This window comes from Nonomuraea sp. 10N515B, from assembly GCF_052245915.1.
In the GTDB taxonomy this organism is placed as follows: Bacteria; Actinomycetota; Actinomycetes; order Streptosporangiales; family Streptosporangiaceae; genus Nonomuraea.
In genome coordinates this window covers 72254-97227 of sequence record NZ_JBQQBQ010000006.1, presented here as the reverse complement: position 1 = coordinate 97227, position 24974 = coordinate 72254, and the positions used below count along the sequence as shown (strand labels likewise).

The window sequence follows — 24974 nt, the reverse complement described above, 5'->3', positions numbered from 1 at the left end:
AAAACTAACAGCTTCCGGGCTGCTCGTGGGGCGGACCCATCACACCAAGCTGGAGTCGATGCACAAGCGTTGCCCAACTGGGCCCCGGGTCTTGGCATGTGGGATGCGGGTTTACGCTCGAGACCGTGGAGGCACAATATCCGGCTCATTGGGAGGCCGACGTCGTCCTAGCCGACGGCGGCACGGCGCACGTACGCCCGATCAAGCCCGCCGACGCGGACCGCCTCCGTGCCTTTTACTCGCGACTGTCAGACGAGTCGATCTATTTCCGGTTCTTCGGGCCGCGGCCGCGGTTGTCCGACCGCGACGTCGAGCGGTTCACCAATGTCGACTATCTCCACAGGGTCGCCCTGATCGCCACCATCGGCACCGAGATGGTCGCCGTGATCCGCTACGACCGCACCGGGCCGGGCGAGGCCGAGGTGGCCTTTCTCGTCGAGGACGCCCACCAGGGCAGGGGAGTGGCCTCCGTGCTCCTGGAGCACCTGGCCGCCACCGCCCGCGAGCACGGCATCGAGCGTTTCATCGCCGATGTCCTGCCCGCCAACATGCGCATGATGGGCCTGCTGCGCCAGGCCGGCTACACCGCCCAGAGCCAGTTCGCCGACGGCGTCGTCCGCATGACGCTCGACCTCACCCCCACCGAGACCTCGGCCGAGGTGACGGCGGCCCGGGAGCACCGGGCCGAGTCCAGGTCGATCGCCAGGCTGCTGACCCCCGGCTCGGTCGCGGTCATCGGCGCCTCCCGCGAGCCCGGCGGGGTCGGCCAGACCGTCCTGCGCAACCTGCTGGCCGCCGACTTCACCGGTCCCGTCTACCCGGTGCACCGGGAGGTGCGCGCGGTGGCGGGCGTGCGGGCCTACCCGAGCGTCACCGCCATCGACGGCGACGTCGACCTGGCCGTGGTCGCCGTGCCCGCCGAGGGCGTGCTCGACGTGGTCAAGGAGTGTGCGGAGAAAGGCGTGCACGGGCTGGTCGTGGTCTCCTCCGGCTTCGGCGAGACGGGCGCGCCCGGCCGGGCCAGGCAGGACGAGCTGGCCCGCATCGCGCGTTCCTACGGCCTTCGCGTGGTCGGCCCCAACTGTCTCGGCATCGCCAACACCGACCCCACCGTCCGGCTCAACGCCACGCTGGCCGCCACCGTGCCGGGGCGGGGCAAGGTCGGCTTCTTCAGCCAGTCGGGCGCGCTCGGCACCGCGTTGCTGCAGCGGGTGGCGCAGCGCGGCATGGGCATCTCGTCGTTCGTCTCCGCCGGCAACCGGGCCGATGTGTCGGGCAACGACCTCCTGCAGTACTGGGAGGAGGACGACGCCACCGAGGTGATCCTGCTTTACCTCGAATCGCTGGGTAACCCGCGCAAGTTCACCCGGCTGGCCAGGCGCATCGCGCGGAGCAAGCCCATCGTGGTGGTCAAGAGCGGCGGCACCCCGTCGGGGCACTCGGCGGAGGAGCTCGGGCTGCCGGACTCCGCGATCAGCTCCCTGTTCGCACAGGCCGGGCTGATCAGGGTGGACGACCTCATCCAGCTGTTCGACGTGGGGCAGTTGCTGGCCTACCAGCCGCTGCCCGCCGGGCCCAGGGTCGCGCTCGTGACCAACTCCGACGCGCTCGGGCTGCTCGCCGCCGACGTCTGCCGCGCCGCCGGGCTCGGACCCCGGCCGCCGGTCAACCTGGGGCCGGCCGCGGGAGCCTCGGAGTTCGGTACGGCGCTCGCCGGCGAGCTCGCCTCGCCCGACGTGGACGCCGCCGTCGTGATCTACATGCCGCCCCTTGCCGGTGACACCGAGGCGGTGGCGGCCGAGCTGGTACGGGTGTCGAAGGACGTCCCCAAGCCGGTGCTGACGACGTTCCGCGGCCATCTGGGCATGCATCCGGCGCTGCGGCTGGAAGGCCCTGCCGGTACACAGGCCACGCCCGGGCGGGGATCCATCCCCTCCTACGCGGCCCCCGAGGAGGCGGTCCGGGCGCTGGCCCACGTGGTGCGGTACGCCACGTGGCGCGCGCAACCGGCGATGCCGCCGCCGGAGCTCGACGACATCGACACCGACCGCGCCCGCTCCCTGGTCCACACCCTCCTGACGACCGCTCCAGCGGATCCGGACACTCCGGCGCCCGCCCAGGCGACGCCCGCCTCGGGCACCGCCCCAACGGACAAGGCGGCTGGTCAGCCGGCGTCGGGCGCAGCCTCCGGTCCCGCGAGCGCGTCGCCGGAAGGGGCCGGCGGGGCGTCTCCGGAAGAGGCCGGCGGGGCGTCGGCGGGCGCGGCCACAGGGGCCGGCGGGACTGGTGAGACGGCTGCTGCCGACCCGGCGCCAGCGCCGGCGAGGGTGCACCGGGCCGCCGCTGTGCGCCCGCGGCCGGTGGTCTTCGCGGAGCCGGGACCGCCGGTCGAGATCGACGCAACGGAGCTGCTGTCCTGCTACGGCCTCACCGTATGGCCGGCAGAGGTGGTGCGCTCGCCCGACGAGGCCGTGGCCGCTGCGGAGCGCCTCGGATGGCCCGTGGTCTTGAAGGTCGCCGACCCGGGCGCCTCGCGCCGCGCGGGCACCGTGCGCCTGGGGTTGGCGGGCCCGGAGATGGTGCGCCACGCGTACGCCGAGTTCGCCGACCAACTGGGCGAGAAGGTGCGGCTGGCCGTCCAGCGCATGGCGCCGCAACCGGCCGTGCCCACCGTGGTGGGCGTCATCGAGGATCCGGCGTTCGGCCCGGTGGTGTCGTTCGGGCTCGGTGAGGTGACCGCACGGCTCCTCCTCGACCAGGGGTTCCGCCTCGCGCCGCTGACGAGGGAGGACGCCGCCGCGCTGGTGCGCTCCGTACGCGCCACGCCGCTGCTCTTCGGCGAATACGGCTACCCGCCGGTGGCGGTCGACGCCCTGGAGGAGCTGCTCGTACGCGTCGGCCGCCTGGCCAACGACCTGCCCGAGGTGGCCCGCCTGGACCTGGACCAGGTGCTCGTAGGGGAGTCCGACGCCATGATCCTCGGCGCCCGCGCCACCCTCCGCACACCGGCGGGCCCGCGCCTGGACGGCGGCCCGCGCCGCCTGTCATGACCGCGCCCCGGAGGTGAAGGCAAAGTGAGGCCAGTGCTCCGAAGTGGCCTTTGTTACCAATCTAAAGACGTTATAGAGCGTTATATCCGGCGGGTGAGTGTACTGCCCGGCCCTGGCAGGATGGACCCATGAGGGAAACCCGAGTCTCAGCCGCGGGCCTGCGTGAAGCGATCGAGCGCAGCGGCTACTATCCCGACCTCGTCACCGATGCGGTCGAATCCGCGCTGGGCAAGGAAGCCGTGACCGCGTTCGTGGTCCACCATGAGGCCACGTTCGATCCTGCGATGGAGGTGCGCAGGCACGTCACCGTGCTGGTGCTGACCACGACACGGCTGCTGGTCTGCCACACCGACGAACACCCCGCGGTGGAGGGCGTCTCGACGTCCCACGCCTCCACGACCACGGAGGCCGTGCGCCTGAGCCGCATCCAATCGGTCGCCGTCACCCGCGTCGTGCCCGACCCCGCCTCCTACGTCCCGGGCGTGCCGCCCACGGAAGTCACGCTGACCATCGGCTGGGGTGCGATCTCCCACGTGGACCTGGAGCCGGCCACGTGCGGCGACGAAAACTGCGAGGCCGACCACGGTTACACGGGGGCGATCACCGCCGATGACCTGTCCCTCAGGGTCAGTGAGGCGGCCGACGGCCCGGAAGCGGTCACGCACGTCCTGTCCTTCGCCAAGTCCCTCTCCGAGGCCACCGCCCGCGCCGCCGCCTGACCCCGGAACCCCGCCCTCCTCCGGCGCCGGACGCGTTCCGGCCGGGCGCGTACGCCTGCTCCACCACGCCCGTCAGCGGGCGGGCACGAAGACGATGGCCAAGATGTCAGCGAAGACGCAGGTCAAGCATGCGCTCGTCACGGCGAGCACCCTGTGAGCCTTCACGACCGGCCATGACAGACGGAAACCAGCGACGGCGAGTGCGGGTAACCTGGCCGGCCGTAAAAAAGGCGGGCGAGATCCCCGGCGCAAAGGGAGAGGCCCGCGATCCTCATGAAGACGGACAATCTCATGAAGACGGACAGATGCCTAAGATGAGGGGCATGCTGGTGCCAGGGTATGGTGGCGCGTCGCTGGCGGATCTGCCTGGTGCGCTGCTGGTCGCGCTGGGAGTGCACGACGGCGACCCGAGCGTTCCTGAGCCCGTTCCCAGCGCTCCGACCACGCCGAACGAGCCCGGCACGCCCGGCACGCTGAATTCGCCCCTCGTCCTGGCGCCCGCTGAGCGGGTCTGCCTGTTCCTGGTGGACGGCCTGGGAGCGGAGCTGTTGCGGGCGCACGCCGAGGCGGCGCCGTTCCTGTCCGGGCTGAAGAGCAGGACGCTCACGGCCGGATTCCCCGCCACCACCGTGACCAGCCTCTGCTCACTGGGCACCGGCCTGCCGCCGGGCGAGCACGGCATGCTGGGCTTGACGCTGGCCGTGCCGGGCACCGGACATCTGTTCAACTGCCTGCGGTGGACGATGCCCGACGGCCTCACGATGGACCCCGAGCAGTGGCAGCCCGCTCCGACCGTCTACCAGCGGGCCGCCCGGGCCGGCATCGAGCCCGCCTACGTCGCCCCCGCCGAGTTCGAGGGCACCGGCCTCACCAGGGCCGTCTACCGGGGCGTGCGCTACGTGGCGGCCGACACCGTGGACGAGCGCGTCGCCCGGACGCACCAGGCGATGCGCGAGCGGCCCGCGCACGTCACGGTCTACTACGGCGATCTGGACTCCGCCGGGCACCTGGCAGGCTGGGGCAGCGAGGAATGGCTGCGGCAGCTCGCCATCGTGGACGACATGGCCCAGCGGCTGGCCGAAGGACTGCCACCCGGCTCGGCCCTCTACATCACGGCCGACCACGGCATGGTCAACGCCACCGAGAAGGTCGACGCGGAGACCACGCCAGAACTGGCCGAAGGCGTGGCGCTGATCGGCGGCGAGGCCAGGGCCAGGCACATCTACGCCGAGCCCGGCGCCGCGCCGCACGTGCTGGAGGCGTGGCGCGAGGTCTTCCAGGGCAAGGCATGGGTAGTGTCCAGGCAGGAGGCGGTCGAGTCCGGCTGGTTCGGGCCGCGGGTGCGCGAGGCGTGGCTGGAGCGCATCGGCGACGTCGTGGCCGTCCCCTACACGGGCCTGGCCATCATCGCGCCGAGCGCGAACCCGATCGAGGCCCTCTTCACCGGCTACCACGGTTCGATGACGTCGGCCGAGCAGAACATCCCGCTGTTGGAGGTACGCACGTGACGAGCTCGCCGACCAATCCGCCCACGAGCCCGACCGGCTCGCCGCCGAGTCCGCTGATCAGCCCGGACGGGCTCGCGGCGCTCGGCGACGTGGCGCTGTTGGACGTTCGCTGGCGGCTGGGCGGCCCGCCCGGGATTGAGCTCTACCGGGAAGGCCACATCCCGGGCGCCGTCTACTGCGACCTCGACACCGATCTGGCGGCCCCTCCCGGCGCGGGCGGACGTCACCCGCTGCCTGCGCCGGACGCGTTCCAGAGCGCGATGCGCCGCCTCGGGGTGCGCGAGGATCGGCCGGTAGTGGTCTATGACGACGTCGGCTCCACCGTCGCCGCCAGGGCATGGTGGGCGCTGCGGTATTTCGGCCACGAGGACGTCCGCGTGCTGGACGGCGGGTTGTCCGCGTGGAGCGCGGCCGGCTTGCCGATCACGAAGGAGGCGCCGGCGGTGAAGGAGGGCGACTTCACGGCGCGGCCGGGTGGCATGCCGGTGCTGAGCGCCGGCGAGGCGGCCGACGTGGCCGCCGAGGGCGTGCTGCTCGACGCCAGGGCGGCGGAACGGTATAGGGGCGAAGTGGAGCCGGTCGATCCGGTGGCCGGGCATGTTCCCGGGGCCGTCAGCGCGCCCACCATGGAGAACGTCGGGCCCGACGGCAGATTCCTCGCCGCCGCCGTGCTTCGGGCCAGGTTCGCGGAGCTGGGCGTGGGTGAGGGGGTCCGGGCGGGGGCCTACTGCGGCTCCGGGGTGACGGCCGCCCACGAGGTGCTCGCGCTGGAGGTGGCGGGCCTGCCCGCCGCGCTCTACGTGGGCTCCTGGTCCAACTGGGTCGCCGATCCTTCGAGACCTGTCGCCACCGGCTGATACAGCGGGCGGTCGCCGGCTCCGAAGCAGGTGAACTCGTATACCCCGGTCTTGGCCGAGGCGTGCGCCAGTGCCGCGTCCGGCGGCTGCCCGGCCGCGACGAGCTCGTGGAACATGCTCATCACCGCCCGCGCCGCCTCGTCCTGCACCGGCACCATGCCCGCGATCACGCACGACGACCCCTTGGCCAGGAATGTCCCCGGCAGCCCCAGCGGAGCCCCCTCCATCGGCGTTCGCGACATGCCCGAATTGCAGGCGGAAAGCACCACGAGCTCCGGCGATCGCGTCACGTTCAGCAGGTCGTACGCCATGAGCGACCCGTCCTCCAGCGTGATCCCGGACACCAGCGGACTACGGGCGTGGAACACCCCGTGCGCCGCCAGATGCAGCACATCCGCGACCGCCAGCGCGTTCAGCACCGGCTCGATGCGCCCCGGCACCTCGCGCCCGCCCGGATGGCAGGCCAGCACGTGCGCCACCTCGGCCTGCGCGTGAGCCAGCGCCGGCCCGGCCGCCGCGGCCACCGAGGGAGGCCCGGCCCCGCGAGCGCCTTCCCGTGCCCGCACCCAGGAGGCCGCGCTGGCCGCCACGCTCACGGGGCGCCCGCGCAGGAACGGCAGCGCCCCCCACGGAAGCGTGTGCAGTGCGCCCACCGGCACCACCACCAGCGGCGCGTCGCCCAGGTCGGCCGCCAGCGGCCGGAACACGAGCTGCTCGAGCTCCCCGGCCACGATCTGGAGATCCGTGTCGCGCCGCAGATCCGGCCGCTCTCGCGCCTCCGACCGCCTCCGGACGGCGTAACGCAGCCGTACGATCGCCTCCTCGACCACCCGCACGGCCCCCAGCCGCCGCAGCACCACCCGCTCCCCGGCGATCATCACCGCCAGCAGCGAGTCCCCGTCCACCACGAACTCCACCAGAGCCCGCCGCCCCAGCTCGCCCCGCACCCGTTCAGTATCCGCCAGCGCACAGGCATGGGCGGGTGCCGTGACGGCCCGCCACCGCTCGGCCCATTCGAACACGTCGCACGGCCCGCCGGCGCGTACCGCCAGCCCCAGCCCGAACGCCGCAAGCCGCTCCCCGGCCCTGGCGACGTGCGCCCGCAGCGACGGGTCGGCGAACGTCTCCACCTGCACGCTCACCTCGGCCAGCCCGTCGCGGACGGCCAGGAAGGCTCCAGGGATGTCCTCCTGCAGCGCCGCCTCCATCGCGAGCGCGTGCTGGCGTACGGGGACCGGGATCTGCGACGCCCGCGCCAGCTGCCTGGCCAGCGGCTCCGACGCGAGCGAGGTCAGCCGGGCGCCCGCGGGCGCCCACCGCTCGCCGCGCCCGGGGAGCTCGGCGTGCCGGGTGAGGCGGGCCAGCTGCGCGGAGGCCGTCGGATGATCGTCGACGGAGAGTGCCGCCTCGGCCGCCACCAGCCGCAACGCCGCCGCCCCCGCCAGGTGGGCGCCTCCGTCCTCCAGCTTGTCCGCGCCCGCGATCAGCTCGGCGACCAAGGCGGGCGTGACGGGTTCGAGTGCCAGGCGCGAGCGCAGCACGACCTCCCTGGCCAGTGGCAGCCACGAGGTGCGGCCCTGCGCGGCCAGCTCGCCCGCCGCCTGCTCGGCCACCGCTCGCGCTCGGTGCGGGTCGCCGATCAGCAGCTCCACCTGGGCGAGCTTCAGCCGCGCCTCGGCCAGCGCCGCCCGGGCCCCGCAGGTCTCCAGATCGGGCACGGCGAGGTTCAGCATGGCCCTGGCCTCGCCGGGCAAGTGGGCGGCCAGCAGGGCGCCGGCGAAGTCGGCCCGCATGGTGGCCAGCCGCTCGGGATAGCCGAAGAGCGTGTCCTCGGCCTCCCGGTAGTGGTGGAACGCCTCGGCGATGTCGCCCCGCCGTACCGCGAGGAACGGCAGGTTGGCGGCGGACAGGCGGGCCAGGTGACGCAGCCCGGCATGCTGGGAGATCTGGAGGCAGGCGGTGAGATCGCGCATGGCGGCATCCCAGTCACCCCGGTAGGAATGGACGAGGCCGCGGTTGAGCAGGCCGCCCGCCAGGAACCTGCGGTTGTCGAGGGTGCCGGGCGCGCCCGCCAGGGCTCGCAGCGCGCGGTCGCACGCGGCGACGGCCTCCTGCAGCCGGCCGAGGTGGGCCAGCGCGACCGCGCGCTGGGTGTCGAGCTTGGCACGGTCGAGCGGGGACAGGTAGGCCCACGCCAGGGCGGCCACGCGCAGGGCCTGGACAGGATGGCCGCGCTCGGTGCGCACGGTGACGAGTGACAGCCGGGCCTGCGCCACCCGCTCCCGCGAGGCTCCCGGGGTGGCGATGGCCTGCCGGAGGTGCCGCTCGGCGCCCTCGAGATCGCCCAGCTCGCGGGCGGCCAGCGCCATCGCCCTGAGCGCGATCGCCGCGGCGTCGGAAGATCCGGTACGGCGCGCCGCCGCGAGCACGACGCCGCCCGCGTGCATGGCGTGACCGGGATCGACCAGTGAACGCAGCATGGCGGCCTCGGCCGCCGCGACGAGCGGGTCGAGATCCTCCGAGGTGTCCCTCATGGGCGGGCCTTGATCGAAACGGCCGGGAGTCCCGGTCACGGGGGCGGTCAGGGCCGGATGCGCACCCACATGGTCTGCACGGGCACGTGGCCGGGCCGGTGGCACACCACGCTGACCCAGCCGGGAGGCAGGCCGGTGGCGGCGAACTGGCCGTTGTGGGTGATGCGCGTGGTCAACGTGAGGTGCGGGGTCTTCACATCGACGAGGGTGCCCTCGCCCGGGTGGGGGAGGACCTGCCCGGCGACGTCGATGAGCCCGTCGCCCACCGTCATCTCCAGATCGAAGGTGAGGCCGCCCGTGACGAAGCGCATCACGTGCGAGCCGTCGTCGTCGCGTGTGCCCGAGCTCCTGCGGACCCCTGCGCACTCGACCGGGCCGGCGGTCCGCGCCTGGGGAACCCGAAGCCCGTAGACGTCCCGCGCGGCGGCCGACACATGGCTCGGGATGGGGTCGTTGCCGGCGGCGAGCCGGAGTGCGGCCAGAAAGTATTCGTCGTTGATCATCGCGCCGTCTCCTGTGCCGAGATCAAAGTGCGCAGTCTCTCCAGGCAGCGGGCCCTGGTCGGGCCGACGCTGCCCATGGGCAGTCCGAGCCGCATCGCCGTCTGCCGGGTCCCGAGATCGATCGCGACCAGCTGGAGCAGCGTGCGGCAGGGCTCGTGCAGGGCGGAGACCGACTTCCAGAGCAGCTGCCTGCCGTCGGTCTCCAGAACGGCGGTGGCCGGGTCGGGGTCTTCGACGACCTCGGGGGAGAGGACCCGCGGGCGGTCCTTGCGTAGGAGCAGCAGTGCCTCGCGGCGCACGGTGGTCGCGAGCCACCCGCCCACCCCCGCCGGGTCCTTGATGCCGTCCAGGTGCTGGAGCAGGCGCAGCCAGGAGCCCTGGACCACGTCCGCCGCATCGGCCGGGCTCAGGCCGCACGCGCGGGCCACGGCCCACATGAGCGGCCCGAACCTGGACTCGAGCTCCTCCCACGCCGACCGGTCGCCCTCGGCCGCGGCGTGGACGAGCTCCGCCGGATCGCGCTGCACGCGGCCTCCTCTCACCCGGCACGGAGAGGCGATGATGCCTATCCGTGATCGACTGGGAACTGAGCGTAAACTCTACAGACTCGACGGGATGAGCACTCCCAGATCCGGAATTTGCCGGGTGCCCTCGCCGTCGAGAAGCCGGCGGACCACCTCCTTCGCCGGTTCGTTCCTGGCCGCGTCCGCGATGGTCCCGGCCACCAGGGCGGTGGCGAACGACGTGCCGCTCCACGCCGCGAAGCCGCCGAAGTCCTCCGTGTCGAGATAGCTGCTGGTCAGCCAGTCGCCCCGGGCGCAGGCGTCCACCCACGTGCCGTAACCGGAGTAGGGGGCCCGGCCGGCCTGCGCGGCGTCCAGCGCCGCCACGCCGACCACGGCGGGCAGTGCGCCCGGCCAGAACGGCCGATCGGAGGCGGTGTTGCCGGCGCAGGCCACCGTCACGGTGTCGGTCAGCCCGGCGATGGCGTCGGCCAGCAGCGGCGGCGGGCGGTCGTCGAAGGTGTGGCCACCGAAGGACAGGTTGAGCACCTGAGGGGGGCGCTCCCGCAGGCGGTGGAGCGCGCGCACGATGGACGCCTCGTCGCCGATGCCGTCGCCGTCCAGCACCCGCCCCACCCGCAGGGCCGCGCCGGGCGCGCTGCGCGTCAGCAGGCCGGCGAGGAACGTCCCGTGCCCGGCCTGCTGACCCTCGGACGCGTCTGCCTCCTCGGGGCCGACCTGGCCGTACCAGTCGGTGCCCGACCACCACGGGTGCTTGGCGATGCCGGTGTCGAGCAGGCCCACCGCCACCTCCGACCGGGTCCTGCCCGGTTTGTACGAGATGGGCGGGGCGGGGAACGGCCTGGACGCCGGACCGCCGAAGAACAGCGGCTGGCCGCGGAGGACATGGTTCGGCGACGCTCTGAGCCCCTGCCCGCGCAGCTCGGCCGTGAGCTCGCAGGGATCGACGCCGGGCGCCAGGTGGACGACGCAGACCCCGTCCGCCTCGGAGACGGCCTGGGTCCAGCGGGCCGCCGCGGACAGGGCACTGCGGTCGATGAGCAGCTGACCTGGCCGGATGAAGGCCTCGCCGACAGATTGCATTTCCATGGCCGGGTATGTATCCCGCCTGTATCAGGTGTCACGCACCAACTTGGTATGGCCCCCCTCTGGTATCGAGTAGCGACCGACGGTAGTCTCTCCCTAGTCACTTGTGATCATCCCAGGACGAGGCCGTTGGGGAAGGCGCACCTCGTACCGAAACGGGAGGTCCGGTGTCTGCTCGTGGCGTCCTTTACGTCCACTCGGCTCAGCCCGCGCTGTGCCCTCACATCGAATGGGCAGTCGCGGGTGTCCTTGGCGTGCCCGTAGATCTGACGTGGACTCCGCAACCCGCCGCGCCCAATGTCGTGCGCGCGCAGGCGGAGTGGGAGGGCCGTGCGGGCATCGCGGCGGCCATCGCCTCCTCGCTGATGGGTTGGCAGCGCCTCAGGTTCGAGATCACGGAGGACGCCTCACCCGGGGTGGACGGCTCCCGGCATGCCTACACGCCGACGCTCGGCGCCTTCACCGCGGTCATCGGCGTCTCCGGCGACATCATGATCCCCGAGGACCGGCTCCGCGCGGCCATGATGATGGCGGGCCAGGGGCGGTGCGTGCTGGAGGAGGAGATCGACAAGATGCTCGGGCGCCCGTGGGACGAGGAGCTTGAGCCGTTCAGGTACGCCGGCGACGGCGCCCCGGTCCGCTGGCTGCACGCCGCCGTCTGACCTATGGTCGCACTCCCGACGGGCCCTCGTTGGTCACGCGATGCTGCCGCCCGCGGACCCTGCTCGTTGCTCGTGTCTATGGTCGCACTCCCGACGGGTCCTCGTTGGTCACGCGATGCTGCCGCCCGCGGACCCTGCTCGTTGCTCGTGTCTATGGTCGCACTCCCGACGGGTCCTCGTTGGTCACGCGACGCTGCCGCCCGCGGACCCTGCTCGTTGCTCCGTAGGAAAGCATTAAGGATTCCGTAACGGGGTGTTGCGAGGCTGAAGGCGCAGAAAGAAGAGCACCCTCACCTCGAGAGAAGGATCGACAGATGGCCAGCAAGCTCGTGGTCGGAACGTTCGTGACGCTGGACGGGATCATGCAGGCTCCCGGCGGGCCCGGAGAGGACCCGTCCAACGGTTTCCCGCACGAAGGCTGGTTGCCCCCGCACCTGGACGAGGGGTTCGGCCGCATCATGGGTTCCCTGCTGGACCGCGCGGACGCCATGCTCCTGGGCCGCAAGTCGTACGACATCCTCGCCTCGCACTGGCCCAACGTGCCGGACGAGGAGGGCGGCGCCCAGATCAACAACATGCGAAAGTACGTCACCACGCGGTCGCCGATGACGGCCGAGTGGCGCAACACCGAGGTCCTGGTGGGAGAGGCCGCCCAGACGGTCGCCGACCTCAAACAGCGCACCGACGGCGTGATCCTCGTCCAGGGCAGCAGTGACCTGCTCCGGACGCTGCAGCAGGCCGAGCTGGTCGACGAGTACCACCTGCTGGTCTTCCCCGTCGTCCTCGGCCAAGGAAAGCGGCTCTTCGCCGAGGGCACCACGCCGGCCGGCCTGAGGCTCACCGGGTCGTCCACCACCGACGCCGGCGTCGTGTACGTCACGTACGAGTGGGCGGGCAAGCCCGCGTACGGGTCCGTCGCCTGAGGCCTGACAACCAAAGGCACGCCGAATGCGTCACACATACGTACGAAGCGGGCGGCTTTCTCGGCGGACGTGGCGTCGAGGCAGCCGCCGAGCCGCATCGGTTTGCCGGCGATCACACCGACCGTCCGGCCGCCGAGGCGGCTCAGCGACCTGGCGCGCCTTGACGTCGGCGTGCGGCGACTCGACGCCTTCGGCGAGTCGCGCACCGCCGGAGTGCCGGATCCTGATGACCGGCACCCGTTCAGGGACGACCACGTCATCTGCGTGGACGCTGTGCTCGCAACCCTCACTGCCCGCCGCCTTGGACGATGGCCGGCGCGCCTTCGAGGCGGCCCATCGCGGCCAGGCGGACGGCTGGATCGCGGGGATCGGCAGGCTCCTGATCGGAGCCGCGCGTCACCCCCGGTTGCCGAGCACGTTCATTTAGGCTCCCTTGAACACGACGGACACGTTGTGCCCGCCGAATCCGAACGAGTTGTTGACCGCGGCGATATCGCCTTGCGGCAGCGTGCGGTTCTCGCCGTAGACGAGGTCCACCTCGATGCCGTCGTCGATGTTGTCGAGGTTGATGGTGGCGGGGACGATCCGCTCCTGCAGCGCCTTGATCGTGAAGACGGACTCGATGCCGCCGGCGCCGCCGAGCAGGTGCCCGGTCATGGACTTGGTGGAGGTCACCAGCGGGTGGGTGCCGATGGCCTTGGCCATCGCCTGGACCTCGCCGACGTCGCCCGCGGGGGTCGAGGTGGCGTGTGCGTTGACGTGCTTGACGTCGAGGCCGGTGATGCCCGCGTCGTTGAGCGCGTGGGTCATCGCCATGATGATGCCCCGGCCCTCGGGCTCCGGCTGGGTGATGTGGTGGGCGTCGGCGGAGTAGCCCACGCCGGCGCAGTAGGCGTAGATCCGGGCGCCGCGCGCCTTGGCGTGCTCCTCCGACTCCAGCACGACGATCCCGGCGCCCTCGCCGAGCACGAACCCGTCACGGTCGCGGTCCCACGGCCGGGACGCGCCCGCAGGGTCGTCGTTGCGGGTGGACATGGCCCGCGCGGCCGCGAAGGCCGCCAGGTTGAGCCCGTGGATCGCCGCCTCGGTGCCGCCTGCGACCACCACGTCGGCGCGCCCTGCCCTGATCATGTCCATGGCGTAGCCGATGGCCTCGGCCCCGGACGCGCAGGCCGACACGGTGGCGTGCACGCCTGCCTGGGCGCCCCGGTCGAGGCCGATCCAGGCGGCCGGGCCGTTGGGCATGAGCATCGGCACCGTGAAGGGCGACAGCCGGTTCCAGCCGCGCTCCCGGTAGGTGTCGTAGGCGGCCAGTGTGGTGTTGATGCCGCCGATGCCGCTGGAGACCACCACGCCGAGCCGCTCGGGCGCCACTTCGGGGGCGCCGGCGTCCTGCCAGGCCTCCCTGGAGGCGACCATCGCGAACTGCTCGCTGCGGTCGAGCCTGCGGGCCTCGGGCCGCGGCAGCACCTCTGCCGGGTCCACCGCGGCCGTCCCCGCGAACTTCACGGGGACGGTGTCGATCCAGTCCGCGGTGAGCGTCTCGACACCCGACTGACCGGCGAGGAGCGCCGTCCAGGTCGAGGTGACGTCTCCACCGACGGGCGTCGTCGCTCCAAGCCCGGTGACGACGACACGTACCCGGTTCGCACTCACGTTTCGCGCTCCTTGCTAGTCAGTTGGGAGGTCCTCCGGACAGGAAACCTGCTCATCGGACTGCCCACTGTCGTGCCTGGTCGAGGCCACAGCGGCAGTCCATTCAGCAGGTTTCTCCATCCGCTAGGCCTGGATGAAGGTGAGGACGTCCTTGACCGTCTTCAGGTTCTTGAGCTGGTCGTCGGGAATCTCGACGCCGAACTCGTCCTGGGCGGCCACGGCGATCTCGACCATGGACAGGGAGTCGATGTCGAGGTCGTCCACGAAGCTCTTCTCGGGCGTCACGTCGGAGGCCGGAATGCCGGTGATCTCGTTGATGATCTTGCCGAGGCCTTCGAGGATCTCCTGCTCGCTGGCTGCCATGTTATTGGTTCTCCTTTGGTTTCCTGGGTTCTGTGCGGCCGCGCCGCACAAGCCTGTGAGTGGTACGGGCGAGATCCTACGGAATCTCGATCACTTGGCCCGCGTAGGTGAGCCCCGCGCCGAAACCGAGCATGAGCGCGAGGCCGCCCGAGCGGACCTCGCCGCGCTCCAGCATGCGCGACAGCGCGAGTGGGATGGACGCGGCGGAGGTGTTACCGGCGGTGACGATGTCACGCGCCACGACGGCCTTGTCGGCGCCCAGCTTGCGGGCGATGGCCTCGATGATGCGCAGGTTGGCCTGGTGGGGGATGAACGCCGCCAGCTCGGCCGGGTCCACCCCCGCTCGGGAGCAGGCTTCCAGTGCCACCGGATAGAGCGCGGTGGTGGCCCAGCGGAAGACGGTCTGCCCCTCCTGGTGCAGGAACGTCGTGCGGTCGTCGATGCGGATGGCCTCGGCCTTGTCGCCGGCGCTGCCCCAGACGACGGGCCCGATGCCGGGTGTGTCGGAGGGGCCCACCACCGCGGCTCCGGCGCCGTCGGCGAAGATCACGGCGGTGGCCCGGTCGGTCCAGTCGACCCACTGCGACAGCTTCTCCGCGCCGATGACCAGCACGTGCTTGGCCGAGCCCGCGCGCACGGCGGCGTCGGCGGTGCCGAGCGCGTAGCAGAAGCCGGCGCAGGCGGCGTTGACGTCGAACGCGCCCGGCGACTTGATGCCGAGGCGGTGCGCCACGATGGCGGAGGCGTTGGGGATCTGCGACTCGAGCGTGCAGGTGGCGACGATGACCAGGTCGATGTCCTCGGGCGACAGGCCGCTCGCGGCCAGCGCCTTGCCGCCGGCGATAGTGGCCATGTCCTCGAGCGACTCGCTCTCGGGAGCGACCCTGCGCTCCTTGATGCCGACGCGCGACTGGATCCACTCGTCGTTGGTGTCTATGGTCTTGGCCAGGTCGTCGTTGGTGACGACGTTGGCCGGCTGGTAGTGGCCGAGCGCCAGCACCCTGCCGCCGGGGGCGATGTCGGGGATCCTCATTTGATCAGCTCCCTGGCCGCGTCGAGGTCGTCTGGAGTCTTCAGCGCCACGGTCTGCACGCCGCGCAGGCCACGCCTGGCAAGGCCGGTCAGCGTGCCGCCGGGTAGTAGCTCGATCATCGTGGTGACCCCGAGCGTGGCCATGGTCTCCGCGCAGGCGTCCCACCTGACGGGGCTGCTGACCTGCTTGACCAGCCGCTCCACGAACTCGGCGCCGGTGGCGACGGGCTTGCCGTCGGAGTTGGACAGCAGCGTGACCCGCGGGTCGCCGGGCACGATGGCCCTGGCGGCCTCGCGCAGGCTCTCCACGGCCGGTGCCATGTGGTGCGTGTGGAACGCGCCCGCCACTGACAGCGGGATGAGCCGGGCGCGGGCCGGCGCGTCGTCCTTGAACGCGGCCAGCTGCTCCGTCGTGCCGCCGGCCACGATCTGGCCGGCGCCATTGATGTTGGCGGGCGTCAGCCCGTGCCGCTCGATGGCGGCGAGCACCTCGTCCTCCACGCCGCCGAGCACGGCGGTCATGCCGGTCGCGGTGATGGCAGCAGCCTTGGCCATGGCCTGGGCGCGCTCGCGTACGAGGATGAGCGCCTGCTCCGGGGTGAGCACCCCGGCCAGCGCGGCCGCGGCGAACTCGCCCACGCTGTGGCCCGCGAGCACGTCGGGGGCCCCATCGAGGGCAGGGCCGAGCGCCTCGGCGGAGGCCAGGGCGGCGGCCACGAGCAGCGGCTGGGCGACGGCGGTGTCGCGGATCTCGTCGGCGTCGGCGGTGGTCCCGTAGGCGATCAGGTCGATCCCGGCGACCTCGGACCAGGCGCCGAGCCGATCAGCGAGACCGGGCAGCTCGAGCCACGGGGTCAGGAAGCCTGGGGTTTGGGCACCTTGGCCCGGAGCGACGACTACAAGCACGAAATCCACCTTGCCCTGTAGAACTCCGACACGCGGATAGAGATCCGTACGAACTTTGTCCACGGCGATTTGTAGGAAGCCTACAGTGGGGATTTCGGCGCCATTACGTTAGGGCCCGCCAAGTTACGGCGCTCTCCGCGAGCCTGCCCAGAATCAGGCCGACCTGGAGCGTGAAGGCGGATCGGCCTTCCGTCGGCTGGTATCCGGTGAGCTCGGTGATCTTCTTGAGCCGGTAGCGGACGGTGTTGGGGTGGACGAACAGCAGCCGTGCCGTCGCCTCCAGCGAGGTGCCCTGCTCCAGGTACGTCGCCAGCGTGTCGAGCAGCGGAGTGCCGGCGAGCGGCAGGTAGACGTGCTCGATGAGCTGCTGCCTGGCGTCGTCGTCGCCGTCGAGCGCCCGCTCGGCCAGGAGGTCCTCGGCGTGCACCGGGCGGGGCGCGTCCGGCCACCCGGAGGACGCCTTCAGCCCGGCCAGCGCGGCCCTGGCCGACCTGGCGGCCGCGTGCAGGTCGGGGACCTCGGGGCCGATCACGATGGGCCCGATGCCGAAGCGGGCCACGACCTGTTTGGCAGCGTCGTCAACGCTCTGCGCGCCGCCGACGATCACGATCAGCCGGTCGGCCTGCACGCCGGCCAGCAGGTCCATGCCGATGCGCCGGCCCTTCTCCCGCAGGCCGTCGATCACTGCGCGGGGGTCGTCTTCGGGGGCGTGGCCGGCGATGACGACCACGGGGGAGGAGGTCCAGCCGAGCGCGGCGGCCCACGAGTGCAGCCCGTCGTCCACCTCGCCGCGCACGAGGGCGTCCACGATCAGCGCCTCAAGCCGGGCGTCCCACGAGCCCCTGGCCTCGGCCTCGCGGGCGTAGACGTGGGCGGCGGCGAAGGCGACGTCCCGGGTGTAGCGGAGCATGGCCTGCTGCAGCTGGTCCTCGCCGCCGGGGGAGGCCAGCTCGTGGGTGCGGGCCTCGACGATCTCGACCACGACCCTGACGATGTCGACGGTCTGCTGGAGCGAGATCGAGCGCTTCAGCTCGCGCGGGGCGGTGCCGAAGAACTCGATGCTCGGCGTGGGCGGGTCCTCCCCGGCGGTCGAGAACCACTCCACGAACGCCGCGATGCCGGCCTGGGCCACGAGCCCCACCCATGACCGGTCCTCGGCGCTGAGCGCGCGGAACCACGGCAACTGGTCGTCCATGCGCGCCATCGCCGCGGTGCCGAGCGAGCCCATGGCCCGCTCGAGCCTGCGCGTGGTGTCCTCGCGGGTCCGGTCTGTCACGTCTTCTAGAGTGCCAGTTCGGCCCAGGTGAACGCGACGCCCGTCAGATGACCGCGACAGCGGTGATCAGGCCGATCGCCACATGCGTCACGGCCAGCAGCCGCGCGCCCGGCTGCAACTGCTGCTCCTTGACCAGGTCGCGTACCGAGATCCCGACGATCTTGTCGAAGACGAGCATCGCCACGGTCTGCACCACGATCCCGACCAGGCCGAACACCGCCGTGCCCGCCAGGCCCTCGGCGAGCCGGCCGCCGGAGGACCAGATGGAGGCGGCCACGATCAGGCCGACGGCGGCCAGGGCGGACGTGGCCAGCAGGGTGGCGTTCGGATTGCGCTCGCTGCGGATGATCTCGCTCAGCTTGCCAGGGGTGGCCCAGTCGATCACGTAGAAGCCGACGATCATCAGGATGACGCCGACGGCGGCGTACGAGGCGATGGCACCCGCGCCGCGGGCGAGGGTTTCGAGAAGGGTCACGTCAGTTCCTATCACGTGGAGGGTGTCAGCCCGCGATGCGATGCGGGACGAAGGAGGAGGTGTCATCGGTGATCAGGCCGGTCGTCTCCCTGATGCCGAGCCCGGCGGACTCGTCGGCGACCATCCAGGCGCCGAGCACCGGCCGCTGCCCCTCGAACACGGGCAGCGCCTCGAAGCCCTGGAAGACGTAGCCTTCCTGGCCATATCTGCCGGGCGTCTCCTGAGTGCCCTCCGGGGTGACGATCCGCATGGAGGCGCCCTCCCTGCCGAGCAGCGGCTTGGCGATGTAGGAGGTCAGCTCGCGCGGGCCGTCCAGGTAGGCGGGCAGCAGCGAGGGATGCCCCGGGTAGAGCTCCCACAAAACGGCCAGCAGGGCCTTGTTGGACAGCAGCGCCTTCCACAGCGGCTCGATCCAGGTGGCGTGCCGCACCGCGTGCCGGCCGAACTCGTCGCTCAGCATCCACTCCCAGGGGTAGAGCTTGAACACCGAGCGGATCATCTGCTCGTCGAGGTCGACGAAGCGCATGTTGAGCGAGTCCCAGCCGATGTCCTCCATGGCGATGGCGACCGTCTGCAGTCCCGCCTGTTCGGCGGTCTCCTGCAGGTAGGCCACCGTCATGGCCTCCTCGCCGGTCTCGTCCGCGTTCGTGAACGAGAAGTGCACCGGCCCCGGCGGCAGTCGCAGCTCGCGCCAGCGGTCGATGAGCCGCTCGTGCACGGAGTTCCACTGGTCGTCGTCGGGGTGCGTGTCCTGCAGCCAGAACCATTGCACGACGGACGACTCCACGAGCGAGGTCGGCGTGTCGGCGTTGTACTCCAGCAGCTTGGCCGGGCCGGTGCCGTCGTAGCGCAGGTCGAAGCGGCCGTACAGGTGCGGATCGCGGCGCTCCCACGAGCGCGCCACTTCCTCCCACGCCCACTCGGGGATGGCGAAGTCGGCGAAGCGTCCGGTGGAGATCACGTGCTCGACGGTGCGCAGGCACATGCCGTGGAGCTCTTCGACCTGCTCCTCCAGCGCCTCGACCTCGTCCATCGAGAAGACGTAGTGCACGGACTCGTCCCAGTAGGGCCGGCTCAGGCCCTCGGGGTGCGCGGCCCGGTGGTAGGCCAGGCCGTGGCTTTCGATCGTCTTCTCCCAGTCGTCCCTGGGAGTTCCATGTTCGCGGCGCACGTCTCAGCTCCCGCCGCTCCAGCTGTTGCCGAACCCGCCCCGCTGGATCGACTTGCCGTTACGAGAGGTGATGTTGACGTCAGAGGGCCGGTAGGTGGTGCCGCCCTGGACCCGGTTGCCGACCCTGCGGCCGCCGTAATACCAGATGTACGCCCCGCGGGAGCCGCCGTAATAGTGCGTGCGGCCGTCGTCGTCCTCGCAGTAGTCGTCGTCGACGACCTCGTAAGTGCCGTCCGCAAGCTGGACGACGCAGTCCGCGGCGACCTCGTCGTCGTCCTGCACGGCGGAGCAGTATCCGACCACCATCACGGATAGGACCCCGAGGACGACCAGTGGAACGACCTTCGACGATTTGCGCGGCTGCCCCGTGGGCGCCTGCGGCGGTTTTGCCATCAACTCCTGCTTTCCTGGGCCGATCAGCCTAGCGGTGGCCCGCGTCGCTGATCAATGTGTAGCGGCCCGCGGTTGCCGTTGGCTTGGGTATGACTTAACGCATGGAACCGACTGAGGCGCTGCGCGAGATCGCCTTCCTGCTGGAGCGCGCCGGCGAGCCCACCTACCGCGTGCGTGCCTTCCGTCGCGCCGCCGCCGTGGTCGCGGACCTCCCCCAGGACGAACTCGTGCGGTTGGCCCGCACCGGCGGACTCGGCGACCTGCCCGGCATCGGGAAAGTCACCGCTCTTGTTGTGAACGAAAGCCTGGACGGCCAGGTTCCTACGTACTTGAGAAGGATGCGGGCCACTGCCGAGGTCGAGCTGGACGCCGAGACCGCCGTGTTGCGGGCCGCGTTGAAAGGCGACCTGCACAGCCACTCGGACTGGTCGGACGGCGGCTCTCCGATCGAGGAGATGGCCGAGGCGGCCATCGGCCTCGGTCACGACTACGTGGCGGTGACCGACCACTCGCCGCGGCTGACCGTGGCCAAGGGCCTGTCGGCGGAGCGGCTGGAGCGGCAGCTGGAGGTGGTGGCGAAGCTCAACGAGCGGCTGGCGCCGTTCAGGATCCTCACCGGCATCGAGGTGGACATCAACACGGACGGCACGCTCGACCAGGATCCAGCGTTGCTGGAGCGGCTGGACGTCGTGGTCGCCAGCGTGCACTCCAAGCTGCGCATGGGCGGGGAGGAGATGACGCGGCGGATGGTCACCGCGATCGCCAACCCGCTGGTGGACGTGCTCGGGCACTGCACCGGGCGGGTCGTGCAGGCGGGCGGCAAGCGGGGCGTCAAGCGGCCGGAGTCGGAGTTCGAGGCCGAGCTGGTCTTCGAGGCCTGCCGGCGGTTCGGGGTGGCGGTCGAGATCAACTCCCGGCCCGATCGGCTCGACCCGCCGAAGCGGCTGATGCGGCTGGCGTACGAGATGGGCTGCGTGTTCGCGATCGACTCCGACGCGCACGCGCCCGGGCAGCTCGACTGGCAGCGGCACGGGTGCGAGCGGGCGGCCAGGTGCGGCATCGAGGCCGAGCGCATCGTCAACACCTGGCCGCTGGACCGCCTGCTCGACTGGGCCGGCGCCTAGATCTTGTTGCCCGGGGCCTCGTGCGGGACCGGCCAGACCTCGACCGCGCCGACCGAGGCGAAGGGCAGCTCGGCGGCGAGGTCGAGGGCGCGTTGCTCGTCGTCGACCTCCACCAGATACCAGCTGGCCAGGTATTCCTTGGACTCCAGGTAGGGGCCGTCGGTGACGGCGGGCAGGCCGTTGCGCACCCGCACGGTCTTGGCCTGGACGGCGTCGGCGGTGCCGAACGCGCCCAGCAGCTCACCTGTCTCGGCGTACTTGCGGTTGAACGCGTCCTGCTCGGCGATGTGCTTCTGCGTCTCCTCGGCCGAGAACGACTCCCACAGTTCCTGGTTGCCGTAAATGATGATCATGTACTTCATGGTCTCCTGCCTCTTTCGGATGCTTTCGTCAGCGGGTCGGAGCCGGCGCGGCCTCGTCGACATCGCCGGCGGAAAAACCTGCGATCGTTTGCCGGGCGTGAAAGCGGGCTCCCCCGCCCGGGGCTCAGGCGGCGGTGTGAGATGCGCCACAGGGGCGTCAGGACACTGGCCGAAACCGTGACAGCCGTGTGACCCGGCAGTGAGGAGGGTATCTCGGGGCTGCCCGGGCCCCGGCGATTGTCGGTGGCGCGGCGTAGCGTCACGGCTGTGAATCGTACCGACCGGCTCTACGCACTCGTCGAGGACCTGCGTGCCATCGCCCCCCGGCGCCGTTCCGCGCGGGAGCTGGCTCAGCGGTTCGAGGTCAGCGTGCGCACGATCGAGCGCGACATCACCGCGCTGCAGGAGTCGGGCGTGCCGATCTACGCCGAGCCGGGACGCAAGGGCGGTTACGCCATCGACAAGAAGATGTCCCTGCCGCCCCTCAACTTCACGCCCGCCGAGGCGGTGGCCATCGCGGTGGCGCTCAGCCGGGCCGGTGACCAGCCGTTCGGCCGGCAGGCCCGCAGCGCCTTACGCAAGGTGGTCGCCGCCATGCCGGGTCCCGAGGGCGATCTGGCCAGGGAGCTGGCCCGCCGGGTGCAGCTCATGCGGCTGCCCGAGGAGCCAGGCAGCGCGATCCAGCCGCTCGGCGGCGAGGGCATCTCCCGGGCCATCGAGGAGGCGCTGCTGCGCCGCCGGGTGCTCAGGCTCGAATACGCCGACGCCAAGGGGGCCCTCACCTCACGCGACGTCGAGCCAGGGGTGTTCCTGGGTGGCCGCGGCGGTTTTTGGTATCTCGTGGCGTGGTGCCGGCTGCGCGACGACGTACGCGTCTTCCGCCTCGACCGCATCGCGGCCGCCACCGTCACCGCCGAGCGCTGCCCCGACCGGCCGCTGGAGGGCTTCGCCACCGACCTGCCCGAGATGATCGTGCACGGCACTGTGCTCGATTAATCAATCGAAAACACCGACATAGGGTTGTCGCCAACACGCTACATCGTTGTCTTGTTCGAGAAAGCAAGGAGACGATGATGGACAACACGGTGACGTGGTTCGAGGTCGCGACCGACGACCCCGAGGGTGCTCAGACGTTCTACGGCGGGCTGTTCGGCTGGACGTTCATGCGCGACGAGGGCCCGATCGACTATCGGCTGATCGGCCATCCGGGCGGTGAGCAGCCGGTGGGCGGGCTCTACAACACCAAGGGCGAGTTCCCCAACCACGCGATCTTCCACGTGCACGTGGCCGACGTCGAGGCGACCTGCGCCCAGAGCGAGGCCCTCGGCGGCAAGGTGATCACGAAGGTGATCGACGACGGCGCGGGCACGGACTTCGCCTATCTGCGTGACACGTCCGGCAGCGTCTTCGGGATCTTCCACCGCAGGTGATGACCCGTGGCCGGGCCGGGGAGAGCGCCTTCCCCGCCGACCCCGGCAGGCCATGGGCCCGCTTCCCAGGAGCGGTTCACCCCTCGCCCTGGGCACGCCGCCGATCGCCGAGCGGCGGCGCGCCCAGGGCCTCGACGACCGGCAGCTCCGGTCGGCGAAAACGGCCCGATCCGAGGCGACGGCCTCCGACGCCGGTCCGCTTGGGATCAGGCGCCGGTCAGAACGCGGCAGCGGTCAGCCAGCGCTCCAGCAACGTGTGGTCGCCGTACACGGTGAGCACCTCGGGGGAGCGCCGCCCGTACAGCATGAGGAGCAGGTCGCGCACCGGCCCCTGGACGGCGGTGTCGCCCTTGGCGTGGCCACGGGCCCATTCGATCGTCCCGGCGGGTCCCTGCGTGATCGTCCACTCGCCCTCGGCGTCGTTCGCGTGGAGGTGGATCGTGGCCCCCTCCACGCCGAGCTCGCCGAGGGACCGGGTGACCCAGGCCGCGGACGGCAGGTTGTGCAGGAACTCCTCGATGCCGTCCACCGCGGTGGCTGCCGGGATCACCGGGTCGAACACCATCCGCCGCGGCCACCAGGACGCCCGCTGGTCGGGACCCCACGTCCACACCGCCAGCTCCGGGTCGGTCTCGCGCAGGGTTCGCAGCAGCTCCGCGGCTCCGGCCAGCAGCCACGCGGCATCGCCGCTCTGACCCTCGGCAAGCCCGCTGGGCACCTGGCGCGACCAGACCCGCTCCTGCACCCGGTTGCGCAGCACGTGCACCGCCCACCGATGGGTTTGGCCGACGTGTGTGACCAACTCGGCGAGCGTCCAGCCCGGGCACGTGGGCACCGGGACCGAGAGGTCGCCCGACAACTCGGCGAGGCGTGCCGCCTCCGTCTCGATCTCTGACTCGTAGTCCTTCACCCGCCACACACTAGGCCGCCGGGCACGTGGCGCCCTTCTCCGGCACCTTGCCGTCGATCATGTACGCGTCCACGAGGCCCTGCACGCACTTGCTGCCCGACAGGTACGCCCCGTGCCCTTCGCCCATGTACGTGACCAGCGTGGCGGTCTTGAGCTGGGCCGTGAGCCTGGGCGCCCACTCGTACGGCGTGGCCGGGTCGCCCCTGCCGCCCACCACCACGATCGGCGCCGACCCGGTGGCGTTCACGTGCCGCGCCTGGTCGCTGCCCTTGGCCGGCCACACCCGGCACAGCCCGCCCGAGCCCTCGCTGCCGAACAGCGGCGAGATCCTGAGCGCGGCCTGCTCGGTGCGCCGCAACTCGGCCGGGGTCGGCCGCTCGGCCGTGTCGACGCAGGTGATCGCCGGGAAGCTGGTCATCTGCGTCGAGTAGGTGCCGTCCGGTTTGCGCCCGGTGTAGGAGTCGGCCAGGTACATCAGCGCGCCGCCCTTGCCCTTGAGGGCATCGCTCAGCGCCTGCTCCAGGAACGGCCAGGTCATCTCCGAGTACAGCGCGGCGGCCACGCCGGTCGAGGCCAGCCCCTGAGTGAGGTCGCGGTTGCCGACCTTCAGCGGTTTGGCCGTCAGCTCGTTCATCAGGTTCTCGACGTTGGCGTTGGCCGTGGCCGGGTCCCTGCCGATCGTGCACGAGTTCTTGACGCACGCCTTGAGGAAGCTCTCGTACGCCTGCTGGAAGCCACGCGTCTGGGCCAGCGTCCGCTGCTCGAACGTGACGGTCGGGTCGAGCGGCGCGTCGAGCACCATGCGGCCCACCTTCTGGGGGAACTGGGTGGCGTAGACGCCGCCGAGCTGGGTGCCGTACGACATGCCGACGTAGTTGAGCTTGGCCTCGCCCAGGGCGGTGCGGATGCGGTCCAGGTCGCGGGCGGCGTTCACGGTGCCGACGTACGGCAGGATCTTGCCGGAGTTCTTCTGGCAGAGCGCGGCGAACTCCTTGTTGGCCGCTTCGCTCTGCTGGTGCGTCTCCTCGTTGGGCGGCAGCGTGTCAAGCGAGGTGAATCGGTCCATATCGGCCCCGCTGCCGCAGCGCACCCCGGAGCTGCGCTCGACGCCGCGCGGGTCGAAGCTGATCAGGTCGTAACGGGCCCGCAGCGTGGTGAGCGCCTTGGCGGCCTGGTCGAGCGTGTCCACCCCGGAGGCGCCCGGGCCGCCGAAGTTGAACACCACCGACCCGAGCCGCTGGCCCGTGGCCGGCAGCTTGATCAGCGCCAGGTCGATCGTCTCCCCGGCCGGCTGGGCGTAGTCGAGGGGCACCTCGAGCTTCCCGCAGCGCACCGAGGCGTCCTGGCGGGCCGGCGGCTCGCCGTCAGGGCGCTTGATGTCGGTGCACGGCCCCCATTCGACGGGGGCAAGGCTCCCGCCGCCGGACTCCGTGGCGGGCTCGGCGGCGGGCACACTGGAACAGCCGGCGGCCGCCAGGAGCAGGGTGGCGGCTAGAACGCGTCGCATGGC

General features: G+C 71.4%; 24 protein-coding genes. 9 read left to right on the top strand and 15 right to left on the bottom strand.

The genetic code is table 11. The features are described 5' to 3' along the window. The first annotated feature begins 125 nt into the window (after nucleotides 1–125). The 4 genes from ACTWQA_RS10710 (at nucleotide 126) to ACTWQA_RS10695 (ending at nucleotide 6134) form a co-directional block, all read left to right on the top strand. Nucleotides 126–3050 (top strand): bifunctional acetate--CoA ligase family protein/GNAT family N-acetyltransferase, encoded by a 2925-nt coding sequence (locus tag ACTWQA_RS10710; protein WP_443159092.1) that lies wholly within the window; start codon nucleotides 126–128, stop codon nucleotides 3048–3050. 128 nt (nucleotides 3051–3178) lie between these two features. Continuing rightward, nucleotides 3179–3769 (top strand): DUF5998 family protein, encoded by a 591-nt coding sequence (locus tag ACTWQA_RS10705; RefSeq protein ID WP_305922583.1) that lies wholly within the window; start codon nucleotides 3179–3181, stop codon nucleotides 3767–3769. A 323-nt stretch (nucleotides 3770–4092) separates the two neighbouring features. Next, entirely contained in the window at nucleotides 4093–5277 is a 1185-nt protein-coding gene (locus ACTWQA_RS10700) for an alkaline phosphatase family protein (RefSeq protein ID WP_443159091.1), read from the top strand. Next, entirely contained in the window at nucleotides 5274–6134 is an 861-nt protein-coding gene (locus tag ACTWQA_RS10695) for a sulfurtransferase (protein WP_443159090.1), read from the top strand. The genes ACTWQA_RS10700 and ACTWQA_RS10695 overlap by 4 nt, the downstream gene beginning before the upstream one ends. Here ACTWQA_RS10695 and ACTWQA_RS10690 read toward each other — a convergent pair. The 4 genes from ACTWQA_RS10690 to ACTWQA_RS10675 form a co-directional block, all read right to left on the bottom strand. After that, nucleotides 6074–8668 carry a CHAT domain-containing protein gene (locus tag ACTWQA_RS10690; protein WP_443159089.1) on the bottom strand — a complete coding sequence of 865 codons (2595 nt, stop codon included), beginning with the start codon at nucleotides 8666–8668 and terminating at the stop codon, nucleotides 6074–6076. The genes ACTWQA_RS10695 and ACTWQA_RS10690 overlap by 61 nt on opposite strands. 47 nt (nucleotides 8669–8715) lie before the next feature. Then, nucleotides 8716–9171 (bottom strand): hypothetical protein, encoded by a 456-nt coding sequence (locus tag ACTWQA_RS10685; RefSeq protein WP_443159088.1) that lies wholly within the window; start codon nucleotides 9169–9171, stop codon nucleotides 8716–8718. Next, complete coding sequence (locus ACTWQA_RS10680; protein ID WP_443159087.1) at nucleotides 9168–9698, bottom strand: RNA polymerase sigma factor; 531 nt, start codon at nucleotides 9696–9698, stop codon at nucleotides 9168–9170. The genes ACTWQA_RS10685 and ACTWQA_RS10680 overlap by 4 nt, the downstream gene beginning before the upstream one ends. Before the next feature lie 72 nt (nucleotides 9699–9770). Next, entirely contained in the window at nucleotides 9771–10784 is a 1014-nt protein-coding gene (locus ACTWQA_RS10675) for a S8 family peptidase (protein WP_443159086.1), read from the bottom strand. Nucleotides 10785–10948: 164 nt separating this feature from the next. Here ACTWQA_RS10675 and ACTWQA_RS10670 point away from each other — a divergent pair, with 164 nt between their 5' ends. Both ACTWQA_RS10670 and ACTWQA_RS10665 read left to right on the top strand, forming a co-directional pair. Next, entirely contained in the window at nucleotides 10949–11443 is a 495-nt protein-coding gene (locus ACTWQA_RS10670) for a DUF3145 domain-containing protein (RefSeq protein ID WP_443159085.1), read from the top strand. Between the two features lie 314 nt (nucleotides 11444–11757). After that, nucleotides 11758–12366, top strand: a complete 609-nt coding sequence (locus ACTWQA_RS10665; RefSeq protein WP_443159084.1) for a dihydrofolate reductase family protein — start codon at nucleotides 11758–11760, stop codon at nucleotides 12364–12366. Nucleotides 12367–12789: 423 nt separating this feature from the next. On the opposite strand, the gene fabF is transcribed toward ACTWQA_RS10665, so the two are convergent. From fabF to ACTWQA_RS10625, 8 genes are all read right to left on the bottom strand, one after another. Then, the gene (gene fabF / locus ACTWQA_RS10660) at nucleotides 12790–14022 is read right to left on the bottom strand and encodes a beta-ketoacyl-ACP synthase II (protein WP_443159083.1); all 1233 of its coding nucleotides are present in this window, start codon (nucleotides 14020–14022) and stop codon (nucleotides 12790–12792) included. A 123-nt stretch (nucleotides 14023–14145) separates the two neighbouring features. Next, complete coding sequence (locus ACTWQA_RS10655; protein ID WP_127935306.1) at nucleotides 14146–14385, bottom strand: acyl carrier protein; 240 nt, start codon at nucleotides 14383–14385, stop codon at nucleotides 14146–14148. A gap of 76 nt (nucleotides 14386–14461) precedes the next feature. Then, complete coding sequence (locus ACTWQA_RS10650; protein ID WP_443159082.1) at nucleotides 14462–15418, bottom strand: beta-ketoacyl-ACP synthase III; 957 nt, start codon at nucleotides 15416–15418, stop codon at nucleotides 14462–14464. Continuing rightward, nucleotides 15415–16323 (bottom strand): ACP S-malonyltransferase, encoded by a 909-nt coding sequence (locus tag ACTWQA_RS10645; RefSeq protein WP_443159081.1) that lies wholly within the window; start codon nucleotides 16321–16323, stop codon nucleotides 15415–15417. The genes ACTWQA_RS10650 and ACTWQA_RS10645 overlap by 4 nt, the downstream gene beginning before the upstream one ends. Before the next feature lie 103 nt (nucleotides 16324–16426). Next, the gene (locus tag ACTWQA_RS10640; protein WP_443159292.1) at nucleotides 16427–17551 is read right to left on the bottom strand and encodes a PucR family transcriptional regulator; all 1125 of its coding nucleotides are present in this window, start codon (nucleotides 17549–17551) and stop codon (nucleotides 16427–16429) included. A 91-nt stretch (nucleotides 17552–17642) separates the two neighbouring features. Continuing rightward, nucleotides 17643–18074 (bottom strand): DUF350 domain-containing protein, encoded by a 432-nt coding sequence (locus tag ACTWQA_RS10635; protein WP_443159080.1) that lies wholly within the window; start codon nucleotides 18072–18074, stop codon nucleotides 17643–17645. Nucleotides 18075–18099: 25 nt separating this feature from the next. After that, nucleotides 18100–19245 carry a glutathionylspermidine synthase family protein gene (locus tag ACTWQA_RS10630; protein ID WP_305922595.1) on the bottom strand — a complete coding sequence of 382 codons (1146 nt, stop codon included), beginning with the start codon at nucleotides 19243–19245 and terminating at the stop codon, nucleotides 18100–18102. 3 nt (nucleotides 19246–19248) lie between these two features. Further along, the gene (locus ACTWQA_RS10625; RefSeq protein ID WP_443159079.1) at nucleotides 19249–19638 is read right to left on the bottom strand and encodes a hypothetical protein; all 390 of its coding nucleotides are present in this window, start codon (nucleotides 19636–19638) and stop codon (nucleotides 19249–19251) included. 101 nt (nucleotides 19639–19739) lie between these two features. Here ACTWQA_RS10625 and ACTWQA_RS10620 point away from each other — a divergent pair, with 101 nt between their 5' ends. Further along, nucleotides 19740–20762, top strand: a complete 1023-nt coding sequence (locus ACTWQA_RS10620; RefSeq protein WP_443159078.1) for a PHP domain-containing protein — start codon at nucleotides 19740–19742, stop codon at nucleotides 20760–20762. On the opposite strand, the gene ACTWQA_RS10615 is transcribed toward ACTWQA_RS10620, so the two are convergent. Continuing rightward, complete coding sequence (locus tag ACTWQA_RS10615) at nucleotides 20759–21115, bottom strand: YciI family protein (protein ID WP_443159077.1); 357 nt, start codon at nucleotides 21113–21115, stop codon at nucleotides 20759–20761. The two genes, ACTWQA_RS10620 and ACTWQA_RS10615, sit on opposite strands and share 4 nt — an antisense overlap. A 276-nt stretch (nucleotides 21116–21391) precedes the next feature. On the opposite strand from ACTWQA_RS10615, the gene ACTWQA_RS10610 reads away from it, so the two are divergent. Both ACTWQA_RS10610 and ACTWQA_RS10605 read left to right on the top strand, forming a co-directional pair. Then, nucleotides 21392–22120 carry a helix-turn-helix transcriptional regulator gene (locus ACTWQA_RS10610; RefSeq protein ID WP_305922599.1) on the top strand — a complete coding sequence of 243 codons (729 nt, stop codon included), beginning with the start codon at nucleotides 21392–21394 and terminating at the stop codon, nucleotides 22118–22120. 74 nt (nucleotides 22121–22194) lie between these two features. Then, complete coding sequence (locus tag ACTWQA_RS10605) at nucleotides 22195–22554, top strand: VOC family protein (RefSeq protein WP_443159076.1); 360 nt, start codon at nucleotides 22195–22197, stop codon at nucleotides 22552–22554. Nucleotides 22555–22771: 217 nt separating this feature from the next. Here the strand turns inward: ACTWQA_RS10605 and ACTWQA_RS10600 are convergent, their stop codons facing one another. Both ACTWQA_RS10600 and ACTWQA_RS10595 read right to left on the bottom strand, forming a co-directional pair. Next, entirely contained in the window at nucleotides 22772–23464 is a 693-nt protein-coding gene (locus ACTWQA_RS10600; protein WP_443159075.1) for a maleylpyruvate isomerase family mycothiol-dependent enzyme, read from the bottom strand. Nucleotides 23465–23474: 10 nt separating this feature from the next. Further along, complete coding sequence (locus ACTWQA_RS10595; protein ID WP_443159074.1) at nucleotides 23475–24971, bottom strand: alpha/beta hydrolase; 1497 nt, start codon at nucleotides 24969–24971, stop codon at nucleotides 23475–23477. Between the last annotated feature and the right edge of the window lie 3 nt (nucleotides 24972–24974).

Excerpts from the sequence above, each read along its gene's own strand:
- ACTWQA_RS10615 (WP_443159077.1), bottom strand. The coding sequence starts at position 21,115 with ATGATCATCATTTACGGCAACCAGGAACTGTGGGAGTCGTTCTCGGCC.
- ACTWQA_RS10605 (WP_443159076.1), top strand. The coding sequence starts at position 22,195 with ATGATGGACAACACGGTGACGTGGTTCGAGGTCGCGACCGACGACCCC.
- ACTWQA_RS10690 (WP_443159089.1), bottom strand. The coding sequence starts at position 8,668 with ATGAGGGACACCTCGGAGGATCTCGACCCGCTCGTCGCGGCGGCCGAG.
- ACTWQA_RS10655 (WP_127935306.1), bottom strand. The coding sequence starts at position 14,385 with ATGGCAGCCAGCGAGCAGGAGATCCTCGAAGGCCTCGGCAAGATCATC.
- ACTWQA_RS10705 (WP_305922583.1), top strand. The coding sequence starts at position 3,179 with ATGAGGGAAACCCGAGTCTCAGCCGCGGGCCTGCGTGAAGCGATCGAG.
- ACTWQA_RS10620 (WP_443159078.1), top strand. The coding sequence starts at position 19,740 with ATGGAACCGACTGAGGCGCTGCGCGAGATCGCCTTCCTGCTGGAGCGC.
- ACTWQA_RS10640 (WP_443159292.1), bottom strand. The coding sequence starts at position 17,551 with ATGGGCTCGCTCGGCACCGCGGCGATGGCGCGCATGGACGACCAGTTG.
- ACTWQA_RS10595 (WP_443159074.1), bottom strand. The coding sequence starts at position 24,971 with ATGCGACGCGTTCTAGCCGCCACCCTGCTCCTGGCGGCCGCCGGCTGT.
- ACTWQA_RS10650 (WP_443159082.1), bottom strand. The coding sequence starts at position 15,418 with ATGAGGATCCCCGACATCGCCCCCGGCGGCAGGGTGCTGGCGCTCGGC.
- ACTWQA_RS10675 (WP_443159086.1), bottom strand. The coding sequence starts at position 10,784 with ATGGAAATGCAATCTGTCGGCGAGGCCTTCATCCGGCCAGGTCAGCTG.
- ACTWQA_RS10665 (WP_443159084.1), top strand. The coding sequence starts at position 11,758 with ATGGCCAGCAAGCTCGTGGTCGGAACGTTCGTGACGCTGGACGGGATC.
- ACTWQA_RS10685 (WP_443159088.1), bottom strand. The coding sequence starts at position 9,171 with ATGATCAACGACGAATACTTTCTGGCCGCACTCCGGCTCGCCGCCGGC.
- ACTWQA_RS10625 (WP_443159079.1), bottom strand. The coding sequence starts at position 19,638 with ATGGCAAAACCGCCGCAGGCGCCCACGGGGCAGCCGCGCAAATCGTCG.
- ACTWQA_RS10700 (WP_443159091.1), top strand. The coding sequence starts at position 4,093 with ATGCTGGTGCCAGGGTATGGTGGCGCGTCGCTGGCGGATCTGCCTGGT.